This window comes from Chryseobacterium sp. A301 (genome assembly GCF_054489425.1).
In genome coordinates, this window is sequence record NZ_JBTMWY010000002.1 from 319,094 (window position 1) to 334,264 (window position 15,171).

A 15,171-nucleotide genomic window follows, 5' to 3' on the forward strand; every position below is an offset into this window, starting at 1 on the left:
ACGTATAGATAGATGATGAATAGCCACTCCCTAATGCCCGTATTTTATTTGCCGCCGATTTCTTGGTTTCATTCTTTTTTGAAACCGGAATCTTTGGTCCTTCTAGAAGCATTTGAGAATTTCCCGAAACAGACCTTTAGAAATCGCGCACATATCTACGGTGCCAACGGAAAACTACCCTTAATTATTCCGATTCGCCATACAGGTGCGCGGGTTTATCGCGATATTGAAATCTCGTACGCAGAAGACTGGCAAGCCCTGCACTGGAAGTCGATTAAAACGGCCTACCAGAGTTCCGCTTATTTTGAGTTTTACGAAGACCGCTTACAGACTTTGTACGAAAAGAAGGAACCCAGCCTTCTGCTTTTTAATTTAAGAGCCTTAGAACTGATTCTAGAACTCTTAAAAGAAGAGAAACCGCTTGAACTCTCAAAGCACTATGAGAAAAGCATCCTAGGTAAGGATCTGCGTTCGGAGTTTAGTGCAAAAAAGCCTTCTCGCTTTGAAAATAGACCCTATTATCAGACCTTTAGTGATAAATTAGGGTATTTAAATGATCTCTCGGTACTAGATTTGCTTTGTAATCTCGGACCTGAGAGTTCCCTTTATATTAAAACGACTAATGAATAGTAAAATAAAAGAATGAAAAGAATAATTATAGCAGCTAGTTTTCTAGCCGGACTTAGTTTTGTCTCTGCACAGTCTGATTCCCTTCAGGCTGCCCAGCAGGAAAAAGAACTAAAAACTTGGTACCATATGGACTTTGCAAGCTCCCAAGTTTACGGAGTGAATTCCCAAAATGCGTACACCTATTTAGAATCAAAAGGACTTAAGCCCACTTCTGTGGTCGTAGGCGTTCTTGATAGCGGAGTTGAGGTGGATCATCCTGGCCTTTTAAAGAACCTTTGGACCAATTCTGGAGAGATCGCTGGAAACGGGATCGACGATGATAAAAATGGATACATCGACGATGTGCATGGATGGAATTTCTTAGGCAATAAAACCGGCGACGTCGATGTCGACAACATGGAGGTAACGCGCATGGTTAAAAAGTACAAACCTATTTTTGAAGGAGAAAACTCCAGTGAAAACAAGGCAAACCAAGCCAAAATGCCAGAGGAATTTGCCGCCTATCTTAAGAGCAAAACCATCTTTAACGAAAAATCAATCACCGCGCAGCAAGGCTATGCGAATTACGCTCGGATTCAAGCGCTAATTCCTTCTGCAATTAAGCTTTTAGACGGGAAGAAATTAACGCCCGAAGTTCTAGCTGCAATCGTGCCTTCGTCTCAAGAAGAGGCCATGGCAAAGCAACTGCTTCTTGGAGCCTCGCAAGATCCCCTTTTAGCAGGGAAATCTGGAGAGGAAGTACAGAGCGTTCTTTCCGCACAAATTAAAGAAGCGGTAGATTACTACGGTCCTCAAGCCAAGAAGCAATACAATCTTGATTTTGATCCAAGAAAAGAGCTTGTGGGAGATGATTATGAGAATTACAATCAGCGCGTGTATGGAAACAACCATTACGAAGGACCGGATGCCGAGCACGGTACGCATGTAGCCGGAATTATTGCAGGACTTCCCCAAGGGCAAGAGGCTCAGTATGGAGTGGCTTACAAAGTCGCTAAAATCATGAGCGTAAGAACGGTTCCAAATGGAGACGAAAGAGATAAAGATGTAGCGAATGCCATTCGCTACGCAGTGGACAACGGAGCCAAGATTCTCAATATGAGTTTTGGAAAACCAGTCTCACCCGGCAAAGAGCATGTTTGGGAAGCTTTCCAATATGCGCAAGACAAAGGAGTTCTTTTGGTCAAAGCTGCAGGAAATGAAAACGAAGACATTCAGGTGCATACGTACTATCCCACGAATTTTAAAAAAGCAACTGATTCTACGGCCTTTGTAGACAATATGATTGTGGTGGGAGCAAGTACCAATTCAAGCGATGCGCTTAGAGCAGGTTTCTCTAACTACAATGCCAAAATGGTGGATGTGTTTGCACCGGGAGAACAAATTTACTCGACCGTACCTGATGGAAAATACGAATATTTGCAAGGGACCTCTATGGCCTCGCCCGTGGTAGCCGGCGCCGCTGCGGTTTTGCTAGCTTATATGCCCGAGTTAACCCCTGCACAAGTAATAGAATCGCTTGTAAAAACAGTCAATGTTTCCAAAGGAAATGCGATGCTTCCAAATGGTGAAACAAACAAATTTGATAGCATTTCTAGAGCCGGCGGGGTAATTGATGTCGCCAAAGCAGCGGAATATGCCTTCACGAAATTTTACAAAGGGAATTCTGCAGACTCGAAGAATCTACGCAGAAAAGCGGGCGTTCAAAAAAGCCCAACGATGAAAAAGCACCCCATGAAAAGTAAATCTTAGAGATTTTTTTTTAAGACCCTACTAGCGGCTTTCCTTCAACAGAAAGTCGCTTTTTTCGTTTTGAAATCTTTTCAAGTGGAAATTTTGAAACATTTTAATTGGGGATTGTGTGCGTCTTGGCACAGTTTTGAATGTATCTTTACCAAGTAATACAAACATTATGAAAAACCTTATTATAGCAGGAATTGTAGGCGCGGCACTGAGTGTCTCTTGTTCTACAGCGAAAGTGGCACAAGACAACCGCAAAGAATTTTTACAATTAAAAGGAGACTGGCAAATTACCAGTGTAAACTATGACAAATCGCTTCAAGTACGTCCGTTTGACGACGGTGCGGATGCGCAGTGCTTTGTAGGTAGTACCTGGCATTTGGTACCGAATAATTATTCGGGTACCTATAGCCTAAACGGAGGTGAGAATTGTCCAACCTTTACACAGCCGATTAAGTTCGAAGTGGTAGGAGGATCTACTTTCCAGTTCAAAAAAATCAACGAAGGTGAAAAAGCAAAAACCGTAACCGAAGGCTATCAATTAAGTTTAGTGGACCAAGGAGAAAATGCTTTCACACTTGAGCAAAATGTACCTTTTGAAGGCAACTTAGTGAAAGTTGTATACCAATTTCAGAAAGTATCCAATTAAAAAATAGAAATAAATCAAACTATCTTAGATTATGAAAGTACTAAATAAAACCAGTGTAGGAGCGTTATTGTTTTCTACAGCGCTAATGCTAAGCAGCTGTGAGGCTGTTAAGAATTCCAATAACCAACAAAGAGGCACGGCCATCGGAGCGGCGGCAGGTGCAGTTCTTGGAGGTGTCCTAGGAAACAACATCGGAAAAGGAGGTAGAGCTCCTCAAGGGGCAGTGCTCGGAGGTGTTATAGGAGGCGTGGTCGGAAACGTGATTGGAAACAAAATGGACAAGCAAGCCAAAGAAATTGAACAAACTTTGCCTGGCGCTGAAGTAGAGCGTGTAGGAGACGGTATTCGTGTGTCGATGCCAGAAAGTATTGTTAATTTTGGATTTGACTCTTCCAATTTAACTTCTGCTGCAAAAATGAACCTTGACAAACTATCTCAAGTTCTTAAGAACAATCCGGATACGAACATTAATGTCTATGGTCATACCGACAGCAAAGGAACGGATGATTACAATCAGAAACTTTCTGAGCGTAGAGCGAACTCTGTGAAATCGTATCTAGTTTCCACTGGAGTTGCCTCGAATCGTCTATTCCCAATGGGAATGGGAGAACAAGAGCCTATTGCAACGAACGATACCGATGCAGGTAGAGCGCAGAACCGTCGTGTGGAATTTGCAATTACTGCAAACGAAGACATGATTTTGGACGCGCAGAAAGAAGCTGCACAATAGTCCAAAAGGATATTGAATATACATACGACCGCCTCTTAGAGGCGGTCGTTTTGTGATTTTAGAGGTGGTGAAAAAACATTAAGGTAAAAATTCCTATTTTTGCCTTGATTTCTGCTAACCATGACGAACATTTTCAGGCTCCTACGAGTGGAGCAGTGGGTGAAGAACCTTTTTGTTTTTTTGCCTCTTTTCTTTTCCGGAAATATTTTTGATTTAAGGCTCGTGCTTTATAGCGTGTTTGCTTTTGTTCTTTTTTCCCTTGCCGCGAGTAGTGTCTATATTGTAAACGATTATTCTGATATTGAATCGGATCGCAGACATCCGGTGAAAAGGCATCGCCCGCTTGCCAGCGGTGCGATTTCTAAATCAAAAGCAAGAGGGATTTTAATTGCTTTAATTGCCCTTGTTTTGCTGCTGTTAGTGAGCGCTTATTTCTTTTTAGGAACTGAATTCCATTTGTGGGAAGTGGTGGGAGTGATTGCTTTTTATTGGGTGATGAATATAGCCTATACCTTTACTCTCAAGCATGTAGCCATTGTCGATGTCTGTCTCGTATCTCTAGGTTTTGTTCTGAGAATTCTAGTAGGAGGGTATGCGACAGGAATCCCTATTTCACAATGGGCCATTCTATTGACCTTTATTTTAGCACTCGTTCTCGCTTTTGGAAAGCGCAGAGGGGAATTAATCAATGCTCAAATTTCAGGGACTACAAGGCGTTCCTTAGACGGGTATAACGTACAATTTGCAGACATTGCGCTCTCCATTTCTGTTACCCTTGCCATTGTAAGTTATCTTATGTTTACCGTGACCCCCGAGGTGCAGCAGAAATTTGGATCTCGAGTTTTTTATACAGTAATTTTTGTGGTGTTTGCTCTTTTGCGTTATTTGCAACAAACCTTAGTTTACAACAAAACAGAATCTCCTACACGGGTGATTTACAAGGATCGATTCATTCAACTTACCGTTCTGCTTTGGATTGTTTCCTTCATGTTACTAATCTATTATAAGCTCTAATTGGATTTTATTAGCCCTTAATTGCATTTGATGAAAAAACTTTACTGCTTTGATTTTGATGGAACCCTCACGAAGAAGGACACTCTTTTTCTTTTTCTTAGGTCTTACAACTCCTCTCGTTATTTTTGGGCATATCTAAAGCATTTGCCTCTGTTTTTCTTATTGAAAATCAAACTTTTGGAAGCTCAGCCTGTGAAAAGAAGCTTTGTGAACGCTGTCTTAAAAGGGGAGAAGAAGCAGAAGCTCGAACAAGCTGCAAATGCATTTTTTGAAGAGGTATACCCGAGTTTAATCCGAGATGCTGCCCTTGAATTTATCGAGTCTATTCCCAGGGAATCTGTGGATTCTGTTCTCGTGACCGCGAGTTTGGATTTATGGGCACAGCCCTTTGCAAAACATTGGAATATGGAACTGCTTTCCACGGAAATGTTGTATGAAAACGGAGTCTACTTAGGAGAGTTTAAAACTAAAAACTGCAACGGAAAGGAGAAAGTAAACCGGCTCGAAAATTTCCTAGAGAATCGAAAATACGATAAGGTGATTGCGTTTGGAGATTCTTTGGGGGATCAAGCGATGTTTCGGTTTGCATCTGAGAGTCATTTCAAATTTTTTCATTAATTTGCAGGAGTTAAAAACGCCTAATACTCTACTACTTAGGTAGGGTTTAGAAATTAGATACACGAATTAGAACCACCAGAAATAGGCAATGAAAACGAAAGTTTACTTAGACAATGCAGCGACCACGCCGCTTGATGAACGAGTCATTGAAACCATGGTAAGTGCCATGAGAGAACAATACGGAAACCCTTCTTCAACTCACAGTGTAGGACAGGAAGCTAAATCTTTAATTGAGGGTGTGCGTCGTAAGGTGGCGCAGTACCTCAAAGTACTCCCGGGTGAAATTATTTTCACTTCTTGTGGGACCGAATCCAATAATTTAATTATTCAATCCTGTGTGGCTCATTTGGGCGTCACCCGAATCATTTCTTCGCCGATGGAGCACAAATGTGTGGCAGAAGCCATTCGCGATGCGAAAATTCGTCATGGAGTAGAGGTAGTTTACTTAAGACCTGACTCTAACGGCGAGATTAGTGTGGAGTCCGTAGAAAATGCTTTAAAAGGTTCTGATAAAAAGACGCTCGTTTCTCTTATGCATGCCAATAATGAAATTGGTAATTTGCTTGATCTACAAGCGGTAGGGGAAGTATGCAAAAAATACGATGCCTATTTTCATTCGGATACAGTTCAAACAGTAGGGCACTTAGATTTAGATTTTTCGAAAATGAATATCGATTTTGCCTCTTGCAGTGCACATAAGTTTCACGGACCGAAAGGAGCTGGCTTTGCTTACGTGAAAAAGACTTCGCGTTTGCGTCCGATGATTCTTGGAGGAACCCAAGAGAGGGAACTGCGCGCAGGAACTGAAAATGTAATAGGAATTGTGGGTTTAGGGAAAGCCCTAGATCTTTGTATGGAGAACTTAGAGGATTACTCGAGTCATATGACCATGATTAAGAGTTACGCCGTAGAAAAGCTTAAAAAGGCTATTCCCGGTGTGAAATTCAATGGGTATTCGGCCGATTCAGACAAAAGCCTTTATACAGTGCTCAGTCTACTCTTGCCATTCAAAAATCCTTTGATTGGTTTAGAGTTAGATATGAAAGGAATTGCAGTCTCTCAAGGAAGCGCATGTTCTTCAGGTGCTTCTAAACCTTCTATGGTTATGATGATGCTGCTCGACGATGAGGAATTAGAGTCCACAACGCCCCTTAGAGTGTCTTTCAGTCACCTAACTACTCAGGACGAGATCGATTATTTTGTAGAGGCTCTACAGGGTGTTTTTGAGCATTCGAAAATAGAAAAAACGAATGTAGAACATAGATGATTCTATAGGGACTATATCAATAGATTTAGTACTTTTGTAGAACTAATTAAGAAATAAATAGAAGTTATGGCATTAGAAATTACAGACAGTTCATTTAAAGAAGCTGTATTAGACTCCGATAAACCTGTGTTGGTCGATTTTTGGGCGGTATGGTGCGGTCCATGTAGAGTACTAGGACCTATCATCGAAGAAGTAGCTGCAGAATTCGAAGGAAAGGCTGTGGTTGGAAAGGTAGATGTAGACAATAATCAGCAGGTTTCTGTGGATTATGGGATCCGTAACATTCCTACCGTACTAATCTTCAAAAATGGAGAAGTCGTAGACAAAATAGTAGGAGTAGCTCCAAAAGAGCTAATTGCAGAAAAGCTTTCTGCTCACTTATAGAAATTAACCTCCTTGAAAATGAATGCCTTCCAAAACGGAAGGCATTTTTTTCAGAAATAGTTTGTAAAGTACGGTAAAAGTTGTATTTTTGCACTCACCAAAAAGAAAGAAGTTCTTTGTTTTTTTTGATCCGGTAGTTCAGCTGGTTAGAATGCCGCCCTGTCACGGCGGAGGTCGCGGGTTCGAATCCCGTCCGGATCGCAACTACAATTCACAGTAGTACAAAAAGCTTTAAAACGTATGTTTTAAAGCTTTTTTTGTTTTATCTGTCATGAAATGTACAAGATCTCTAATTTAATTTTCTGTTTAAAAAAAGCCAAAATTAATTCTACGCGAGAAGCTGCTATTAGGAATTACGGATGAAATCAACATTTTGATATTGTTATGTTTCATCCAAAGGATAAAGAATAAAATGTTTTAGTTTATAATGAGTTGCAGCATTCATAATTAATGTCCTGTTCCCGTAATTTTCAATTCATTCAAATCTAATTGCAATTCGGCTTTTCTGATTTCTTCATCACTAAAAAACTTTTCTTTACGTAGTAGAAATAGCTCTGTTCGTTGCAATGCATAGGTGTCTAGTAAAATTTTGTGATAGGCGTCTATTTCTCTTTGCTGAGATTCTTTACATTCTAATGAGTGTAATTGTAGTCCCATGTTACTCATGTCGGTTTCTAAATTGGATTTGTAAAATTTCACTAATTCATTTTCTGATAGGTAATCAGCGTATCGTTCGTTCAACAATTTTAATGCAAGATTATTCAATCTTAATTGTATACCAACTTGTTGTTCTTCTTCGGGAATTAAGTTGTCTATCTCTTTTAGTTTTATGAATTTTAAAACAAATGGTAAGGTCAAACCTTGAAAAACCAAGGTAACAAAGATGACTACAAATGTAATGAAGACGATCAGATTGCGTTGCGGGAAAGTCGTACCGTCTGTCATCAGCAGTGGGATAGACAGTGCTGTTGCTAAGGATACTACCCCTCGCATTCCTGCCCAGCTAATAATTAGCGGACCTTTCCAACCAGGCGATGGATCCTTTCTGACTTTGACACTCAACCACCGGGGAACATGTGCCGCAGGATATACCCAAAGAAAGCGCAATACTATTACGATGGCACTTACAATTAATCCATATTTGATTCCATCAGCAATCGAATAGTCGCCCAGCCCGTCGATGATTTCAGGTAATTCCAGACCAATCAAAACAAACACCAATGCATTCATCACAAAAATCAATGTTGTCCACACGCCAAGCATATTCATTTTGGTGCTTCCTGTTTTGAAAATTTCGTGTGCACGATATGACATAAATAAGCCGCCACTCACCACTGCCATCACACCTGAGAAATGAAATTGTTCTGCCGCCAAAAACAAAATATAGGGTGTCATTACCGTAAGTGCTGCATCAATAGCAGGTGTTGTAGGTAAAAAGCGATGAATAACATACATGATATGTGCCCCTACAAGTCCAACTACAATCCCCATTCCGGCCACTAAGAAAAATTGTCCTACAGCTTCTTGCATTGAAAATGTCCCGGTAAGAATGGCTAATAAAGCAAATTTGAAAACAATCAAAGAGGAAGCATCGTTTACCAAACTTTCACCTTCCAAAATCGTCATCACTCTTTTAGGAACATTCATTCCTTTTAAAACTGTGGCTGCCGCTACGGCATCAGGTGGTGAAACAATGCCACCCAATAAAAAGCCCAATGCCAATGTAAAGCCAGGAATAAGAGATGATGTAGCATAAGCTACCACCATAGAGGTGAAAAATACCAAACCGAAAGCTAATAAACTAATCGGGCGTTTCCATTTCCAAAAGTCGTTCCACGAAGTGTACCAAGCCGCTTCGTATAATAGCGGTGGCAAGAAGATTAAAAATATCAGCTCAGGGTCAAGGTGCAATTGAGGAATATTGGGAATGAAACTGATTCCTAAACCTGCTATAACTAGGAAAATAGGATACGCAATTTTGATACGTTGTGCCAACATTACCAAAAGGAATATAACAAACAATAAACTAAGTATCAATAGTAAAGTGTGGTGCATAAGCTATATTAATTTTATTCTGAAGTTTTTTCACAAAAACAGGCGTACATCAATCCTCCATAAACTGATTTTAATTCCCCCATTTTTGGTGTATTGTTCATATTCAACGATAATAAACCTTGTTACAATCTTAAAGTTTTTTTCTAATTTTTTAATTAAGTTTTCTTTGTCTTTCACAAAATGTAAGGCGTTTGCCATAAGGATACCCTCTACCGTTATTAAGGACAAATCATCTGTAACAAAATCGGCTTTTTGGAAAGTGGTGTTTACTCGATTCCCCAATTCTACTTTAAGTGTATCCGCAAAGCGCTAATCTTCAAGCAATTTTTTAAATAAGGGATATAATTCCCGGGCCATCGTTTGGTCTTCTTCGATTGCTGGATGATTGCCGCACCCTTTGAGCGTCATGGGTTGGTATTCGAATACTGTTATGGGTTTGTGGCTTGTATCGTTTTCGAAGTTCTTTTTGACCTTATCCAAAGCATTCCTTAGAACGGTATTCTGCTCTCCAGAAATCATTGGACTAGTTAAAAGAACGATTCGCGTGTTAGGATATCGCTTGTAAAGCATATGGATGAATTCGGTATAGGACTTTACAAATTTATCTTGGCTAAAGGGAGGTCTGAATTTTTGACCGTCTCCCCCGGAGAGGTCGTTTGTGCCTAAGGCAATGGAAACAAGGTGAGGTTGGAATTCAGAATTAAATGGGGTTTGGTTTTCGCGGATTAGGTATAGGTTGTTGTAGACGTCCGGCATAATGGCTTCGTTCAAATGCTCGTCGTTCCAATTCCGATAGATTCCAATCCCAGATACTGAACTTAATAAAAAGTCGGCATCGAGTTTTCTAGCCAAAATTGGACCGTAAGAAAAATAGGCGTTATGTTGATCGAACCATTCCCCTTGACCACAAGGAATCGTTAAGTCGTTCCCCATTCCAGAAGTAATGGAATTTCCAATGAATTCAATTCTTTTCTTTGGTGAAATCGTCATTTCGCGAGATAGGTTTGGGGTCTTGGAGGCGTCAAATAAGAGGGCACCTTTGTTGGCTTCGGTGGCTTTGTAAAGCTTAACTGAATGATTTCCCGCTTGATCGGCCTTAATGACGAAATCTTTAGGCGCTCCCGCTTCAACGCGGAATCGTCCTTTGTAGATTCCATCGAGTTCTAAGTTGACGTAATCGTGACTGTGGTACGAACCAAGCTGCACAGTGGTCTCTTTGCCGCTAAATTCAAATTCAGCAATAGAAGCGGGACCTATAAGATTCGCTTTGTAGGGAGTAAATAGCTCGGTTCGCCCGTGAAAGTTAATGGGTAACTCGGGGTTGGACTTTGGTACGGCCTTACAACTGCATAGGATGGCAAGACCAAGGAAGAGTAATAATTTTAGATGTTTCACCGGATGTAATTTTCTAGGGTAAAATTACCTTAAAAAATTTAGTTATTTCGCAATCTATCCCTAAAAATTAACCTTCATTAGTTCCTTTATAGTAGAAAGTATCAAAGGAATGAAGATTAGAACCGTCCTTGCATACGCGTATAATCTTCCGGTATCGATTGTCTATTAACAGTATTAAAGTACAATTTAAAAATAGAGTTGCAGCGTTATAAAGCACAACCATACTATAGCCAAAATAGAGTTCTCGAAAAACGATTTAAAATGCAATATTAGAAACTTGCCAATTTAAAATTGCTGATTCCGATTTTAGCATCGTTGCTTAGTTCAGTTCCAGTGCTAATGTAAAAGTATTTTTTTTCGGAATCATGTAGGAACATTTCCGTGTCTAAAACCTTTACTTTATCAAGGTAAACAGCCATCATTTTACCTTTGACTTCAATGGAAACATGCATAGTTCCCACTGCATATTGCGCTAAAGGAAATTCGATCGTATTATAAATTTTTGTATCGCTACTCGAATTGGTGATTTCTTTGTTCCAATAGTGGACTGAAGTTGAAGTGATAGCATTGTCATTATAGGCATCACTTATGTATGCGTTTATGGCGTTGTCGTGCGCGAAGCCAAATTTGAGTTCTTGCAAATCTTTGGCCCCGGTATTACTGCTAGTAGCAATGTCAAATTCTAGGGTGAAGTTGTCAGGTAGTGGGGTATTGCTTTTCAACTTGTAACTAGTGAATTCTTTTAGTAGCAACCAATTTCCACTATGGTCTGGTAAACTAGAGACGCTACCACTACCACTCGTTTTCCAATTTAGTGCCATACGTCCCGATGGATCCTTCGAAAAATCATCTTCAAAAATTATCGTGGTTGCCGTTTTAAAATGGAAATTTTTATCCGCATTTGCGAAAATATCGGATGAGCTGCGCTCTGCCTTACGGCTAGCGGAACCCACTTGTTCCGTAGTTTTGCTCTTTCCCTCGAGGACTTTGTCTACTGTATTCTCTACTTTAGAACTAACCGCGCTTTTTATGCGATTGAATATTTGCGCATTGGCATGTGGAGCAGCGAAAAGAAGAACTGCAGTACTAAGGGCAGGAAGGAATTTTTTCATAATAGGATATTTAGGCATTAATGATGGAAATGGGATCGAATTCGTTTTTTTTGAAACAAGTATTGTTCCAAAAATTCAACAGGGAGTTCCTTCTTTCAAACTTTGTGAAAATCGGATTCTAAAATTATACGCAATAAGAAAGTGCTTCCCTTTTTTCAATTAACTTCCAATTGAAAGTAGAACAAAAGGTTCTTTACGCCTTAATACCGTGAACAAATCGCTTGGCCTTCTCTTCCCAATTGTCCTTTTCAAGTAGGATTTTAACAAGTGCAGTCCCAATAATTCCTCCTTGAGAAAATCGGGTCGCTTTTTGAAAGTCCTCTTGGGATTGGATTCCAAACCCAATCATCACGGGATTCTTCAATTCTAAACTCGCAAGGGTTTTCAAATAGGATTCGTTTGTTATGTTTTTAGTTGAATTTCCTGTAGTGGAAGAACTTGAAACCGCATACAAAAAGCCAGAACTAAGCGAATCCAAATATTGGATTCGCTCCACTGGCGTTTCAGGAGTGACAAGAAATGTGAATTCCAAACCGTACTTCTCTATCAAGGGTCGGTACGTTTTTTCAAATTCGAATGCGGGTAGGTCTGGAATGATGAGTCCTGTGACTCCAGATTCTTCGCACGCCTTACAAAAGCGTTCGAAACCAAAACTTAAAACAGGGTTGATATAGCCCATTAATACGATGGGGATATGAATTTGCTCTTTTACAGATTTTAATTGATCTAGTAGAATTTGAATGGTCATTCCGTTTTTTAAGGCAAGTTCATGCGCTTTTTGTATCACCGGTCCGTCTGCGACAGGATCAGAATAGGGCATTCCTATTTCGACTCGGTCCGCACCTGAGTCTTGAAGTAGTTTTAGAATTTGCGTAGTATCTTGTAATTGCGGAATTCCAGCTGTAAAGTAGAGATTCAGTTGTTTCGTTGGGGAAGGATCCTCCTTGCTGCTTAAATTTTTATTCGTTGTATTCATGGGTTTCTAATTGTAGTTGCGATTGATTTTTAAAGGTGGTTAAGAAAAGTTTCCATGTCTTTGTCCCCACGTCCGGAAAGACAAATGACAACGGTATCGGTTTTCTTAAATTCTATTTTTTCTAAAACCGCCAAGGCATGCGCACTCTCTAGGGCAGGAATAATGCCTTCGAGTTTTGTGAGTTCAAAGGCGGCCTTAAGTGCCTCTTGATCCTTGATGCCATAAAACTGTGCACGCTTTTCTTTAAAAAGATGGGCATGAAAAGGTCCGATTCCAGGATAATCGAGACCTGCGGAAATAGAGTAGGGTTCGATCACTTGTCCATCGCTAGTTTGCATTACGAGACTTTTACTTCCATGGAGTACCCCTAAGGTTCCTAAGGCTGTTGTGGCTGCTGACTTCCCCGAATCGGTACCTAATCCCCCTGCCTCTACGGCAATTAAATTAACTTCTTTGTCGTCTACGAAGTGATAGAACGCTCCGGCTGCATTGCTTCCACCTCCCACGCACGCAATCACATAATCGGGTGATTCAGCTCCGGTTTTTTGCAAAAGTTGAGACTTTATTTCTTTAGAGATGATGCTTTGAAATCGAGTCACGAGATCGGGGAAGGGATGAGGTCCTACCACACTCCCAATGATGTAGTGCGTGGTGGTCGGGTGGTTTATCCAATCCCGAAGCGCTTCATTTACGGCATCTTTCAAGGTTTTTGAACCCGAAGTAGCGGGCGTCACGCTTGCGCCGAGCATTTTCATTCGAGCGACATTAGGGGCCTGTCTCTGCATGTCCACTTCTCCCATGTACACGATGCATTCTAATCCCAGTAAGGCGCAAGCAGTAGCCGTCGCCACGCCGTGCTGTCCGGCACCGGTTTCTGCGATAATTCGTTTTTTACCCAGTTTTTTTGCAAGCAAAGCTTGCCCTAGTGCATTGTTGATTTTATGCGCCCCCGTGTGGTTTAGATCTTCACGCTTAAGATAGATTTGTGTCTGGTACTTTTCACTTAGATTTTTAGCGAAATAAAGGGGAGTTGCTCTACCTACATAGTCCCTTAATAATTCTTGGTACTCGTCTTGGAATTCTTTAGACTCCATGATTTCTAAGTATCGGTTCTTTAGTTCCTCTACATTGGGGTAAAGCATCTCGGGAATGAAAGCGCCTCCAAATTCACCGTAGTAGCCTTCAGCGTCTGGGTTTTTATAAGTTTTCATAGAATTTTTTAATTTTATCAAGGTCTTTGAACCCTGGTTTTGTTTCAAATTTTGAATTGATGTCTAGTGCAAAAGGGCTTAAATTTAGCATCTGTAACTCACTTAGATTCTCTGGCGAAATTCCTCCGCTTAAAAAATAGGGTTTTGGAATCGTAACCTCGTTTAGAACCTGCCAATTAAAGCGTTTTCCTGTTCCGCCAAAGTGTTTTGAATCCGTATCGAAAAGAAAGTACTCCACGAGTGGCGCAAGCTCACGCAAATGGGCTTGCAAAAAGGTTTCATTTCCTGAGATTCGAAAAGCCTTCATAATTTGAGTTCTGGTACCTAGTTCTTCTGAGAGCTCCCTTATATAGGCTATAGTTTCGTCACCATGGAGCTGAACGAAGTTCAACTTGGCCGTATTTGCAATCTGAGTGACCCTTTTTACAGATTCATTTACAAACACACCTACTTTTGCAGGATGATTTACTTTTGCAATCTCCTGTAAGGTTAAGTGGTTTAAAACATAACGGGGCGAATGCTCATAGAAGATAAACCCAAGGAAATCTACATTTATTTCTTCCAACTGGTGGATTTGAGTTATTTGCGTAAGACCACAGACTTTCAGTTTCATATCAAATTGGATTTACAAATTCTTGAAAGGCAAGACCCGGACTCACGTGCTTCATGAAGTATTCTCCCATCAAAAAGCCGTCAAATCCTTTCTCTTTTAAAAAGAGAAAGTCCTCGCGGCTGCTTATTCCACTTTCCGCAATGGACAATATTCCCTTTGGTAAACTATCTTTAAGCCTTAAAGAATGCTCAAGGTTTACTTTGAAATCGCTTAAGTTGCGGTTGTTGATCCCTACTAGATCGATGTCTTTGGTAAAATGATTCAGTTCTTCTTCGGTATGAATTTCGAGAAGCACCTCTAAACCCAGTTCATGAGAAAGTGCCGTGAATTCATCCACTTGGCTTGGAGAGAGGCAGGCCGCAATTAGAAGGATTAAATCAGCACCCAAGGCTTTGGTTTCAAAAATCTGATAAGGATCTAGAATGAAATCTTTCCTAAGAATGGGAATCTGAATCGAAGCACGCACCCTTTGGATGTCTTCAAAGCTTCCTCCAAAGAATTCTTTGTCTGTTAAAACGGAAATAGCACTTGCTCCATAGGCTTCGTACTGGGGGGCAATGTCTAAGACCTTCGCATGTTCATTGATAAGTCCTTTGCTTGGTGATTTTCTTTTGAATTCCGCAATAATTCCAGATTTAGATTTGAGTGTTTTTTTAAGGGAGATCTTCTCGCGTGAGAAAAAAGGGGAATCCCTCAGCTCTTGAAGAGTCGTACTTTTTTTTGAGTCCGCGATTTCTGCTTTCTTTTGTTCTACGATTTTTTCTAATAGGTTCATGGTAG

At 40.5% G+C, this 15,171-nt stretch carries 16 protein-coding genes and 1 tRNA gene; 9 read left to right on the top strand and 8 right to left on the bottom strand.

Annotated elements, in window-relative coordinates; translation table 11 throughout:
• Positions 1–12 precede the first annotated feature (12 nt).
• From ACX3PU_RS04775 to ACX3PU_RS04815, 9 genes are all read left to right on the top strand, one after another.
• The gene (locus ACX3PU_RS04775) at positions 13–630 is read left to right on the top strand and encodes a WbqC family protein (RefSeq protein WP_459083774.1); all 618 of its coding nucleotides are present in this window, start codon (positions 13–15) and stop codon (positions 628–630) included.
• Between the two features lie 12 nt (positions 631–642).
• A complete protein-coding gene (locus ACX3PU_RS04780) occupies positions 643–2,379 on the top strand; it encodes a S8 family serine peptidase (RefSeq protein WP_459083775.1) in 1,737 nt (578 codons plus the stop codon).
• Positions 2,380–2,539: 160 nt separating this feature from the next.
• Positions 2,540–3,016 (top strand): lipocalin family protein, encoded by a 477-nt coding sequence (locus tag ACX3PU_RS04785; RefSeq protein WP_459083776.1) that lies wholly within the window; start codon positions 2,540–2,542, stop codon positions 3,014–3,016.
• A gap of 31 nt (positions 3,017–3,047) precedes the next feature.
• Positions 3,048–3,746, top strand: coding sequence for an OmpA family protein (locus tag ACX3PU_RS04790; RefSeq protein WP_459083777.1), 699 nt, complete (start codon positions 3,048–3,050; stop codon positions 3,744–3,746).
• Between the two features lie 120 nt (positions 3,747–3,866).
• Entirely contained in the window at positions 3,867–4,760 is an 894-nt protein-coding gene (locus tag ACX3PU_RS04795) for a decaprenyl-phosphate phosphoribosyltransferase (RefSeq protein ID WP_459083778.1), read from the top strand.
• Between the two features lie 30 nt (positions 4,761–4,790).
• Entirely contained in the window at positions 4,791–5,378 is a 588-nt protein-coding gene (locus ACX3PU_RS04800; protein ID WP_459083779.1) for an HAD family hydrolase, read from the top strand.
• An 88-nt stretch (positions 5,379–5,466) separates the two neighbouring features.
• Positions 5,467–6,645: a cysteine desulfurase family protein gene (locus ACX3PU_RS04805; protein ID WP_459083780.1), complete on the top strand. Its 1,179-nt coding sequence runs from the start codon at positions 5,467–5,469 to the stop codon at positions 6,643–6,645.
• A 66-nt stretch (positions 6,646–6,711) separates the two neighbouring features.
• Complete coding sequence (trxA, locus tag ACX3PU_RS04810; RefSeq protein WP_459083781.1) at positions 6,712–7,029, top strand: thioredoxin; 318 nt, start codon at positions 6,712–6,714, stop codon at positions 7,027–7,029.
• A gap of 127 nt (positions 7,030–7,156) precedes the next feature.
• A tRNA-Asp gene (locus ACX3PU_RS04815) sits at positions 7,157–7,230 on the top strand.
• A gap of 246 nt (positions 7,231–7,476) precedes the next feature.
• On the opposite strand, the gene ACX3PU_RS04820 is transcribed toward ACX3PU_RS04815, so the two are convergent.
• The 8 genes from ACX3PU_RS04820 to trpC all read right to left on the bottom strand — a co-directional run bounded on the left by ACX3PU_RS04820 (position 7,477) and on the right by trpC (position 15,166).
• Positions 7,477–9,084, bottom strand: a complete 1,608-nt coding sequence (locus tag ACX3PU_RS04820) for a Na+/H+ antiporter (protein WP_459083782.1) — start codon at positions 9,082–9,084, stop codon at positions 7,477–7,479.
• 30 nt (positions 9,085–9,114) lie between these two features.
• Positions 9,115–9,366 (bottom strand): hypothetical protein, encoded by a 252-nt coding sequence (locus ACX3PU_RS04825; RefSeq protein ID WP_459083783.1) that lies wholly within the window; start codon positions 9,364–9,366, stop codon positions 9,115–9,117.
• A gap of 27 nt (positions 9,367–9,393) precedes the next feature.
• Entirely contained in the window at positions 9,394–10,479 is a 1,086-nt protein-coding gene (locus tag ACX3PU_RS04830) for an SGNH/GDSL hydrolase family protein (protein WP_459083784.1), read from the bottom strand.
• A 269-nt stretch (positions 10,480–10,748) separates the two neighbouring features.
• Positions 10,749–11,591, bottom strand: a complete 843-nt coding sequence (locus ACX3PU_RS04835) for a hypothetical protein (protein WP_459083785.1) — start codon at positions 11,589–11,591, stop codon at positions 10,749–10,751.
• Positions 11,592–11,784: 193 nt separating this feature from the next.
• Positions 11,785–12,567: a tryptophan synthase subunit alpha gene (gene trpA / locus ACX3PU_RS04840; RefSeq protein WP_459083786.1), complete on the bottom strand. Its 783-nt coding sequence runs from the start codon at positions 12,565–12,567 to the stop codon at positions 11,785–11,787.
• A 29-nt stretch (positions 12,568–12,596) separates the two neighbouring features.
• Positions 12,597–13,778, bottom strand: coding sequence for a tryptophan synthase subunit beta (gene trpB / locus ACX3PU_RS04845; protein WP_459083787.1), 1,182 nt, complete (start codon positions 13,776–13,778; stop codon positions 12,597–12,599).
• The gene (locus ACX3PU_RS04850) at positions 13,765–14,391 is read right to left on the bottom strand and encodes a phosphoribosylanthranilate isomerase (RefSeq protein WP_459083788.1); all 627 of its coding nucleotides are present in this window, start codon (positions 14,389–14,391) and stop codon (positions 13,765–13,767) included. Before ACX3PU_RS04850 ends, trpB begins: the two co-directional genes overlap by 14 nt.
• Position 14,392: 1 nt before the next feature.
• The gene (trpC, locus tag ACX3PU_RS04855; RefSeq protein WP_459083789.1) at positions 14,393–15,166 is read right to left on the bottom strand and encodes an indole-3-glycerol phosphate synthase TrpC; all 774 of its coding nucleotides are present in this window, start codon (positions 15,164–15,166) and stop codon (positions 14,393–14,395) included.
• Between the last annotated feature and the right edge of the window lie 5 nt (positions 15,167–15,171).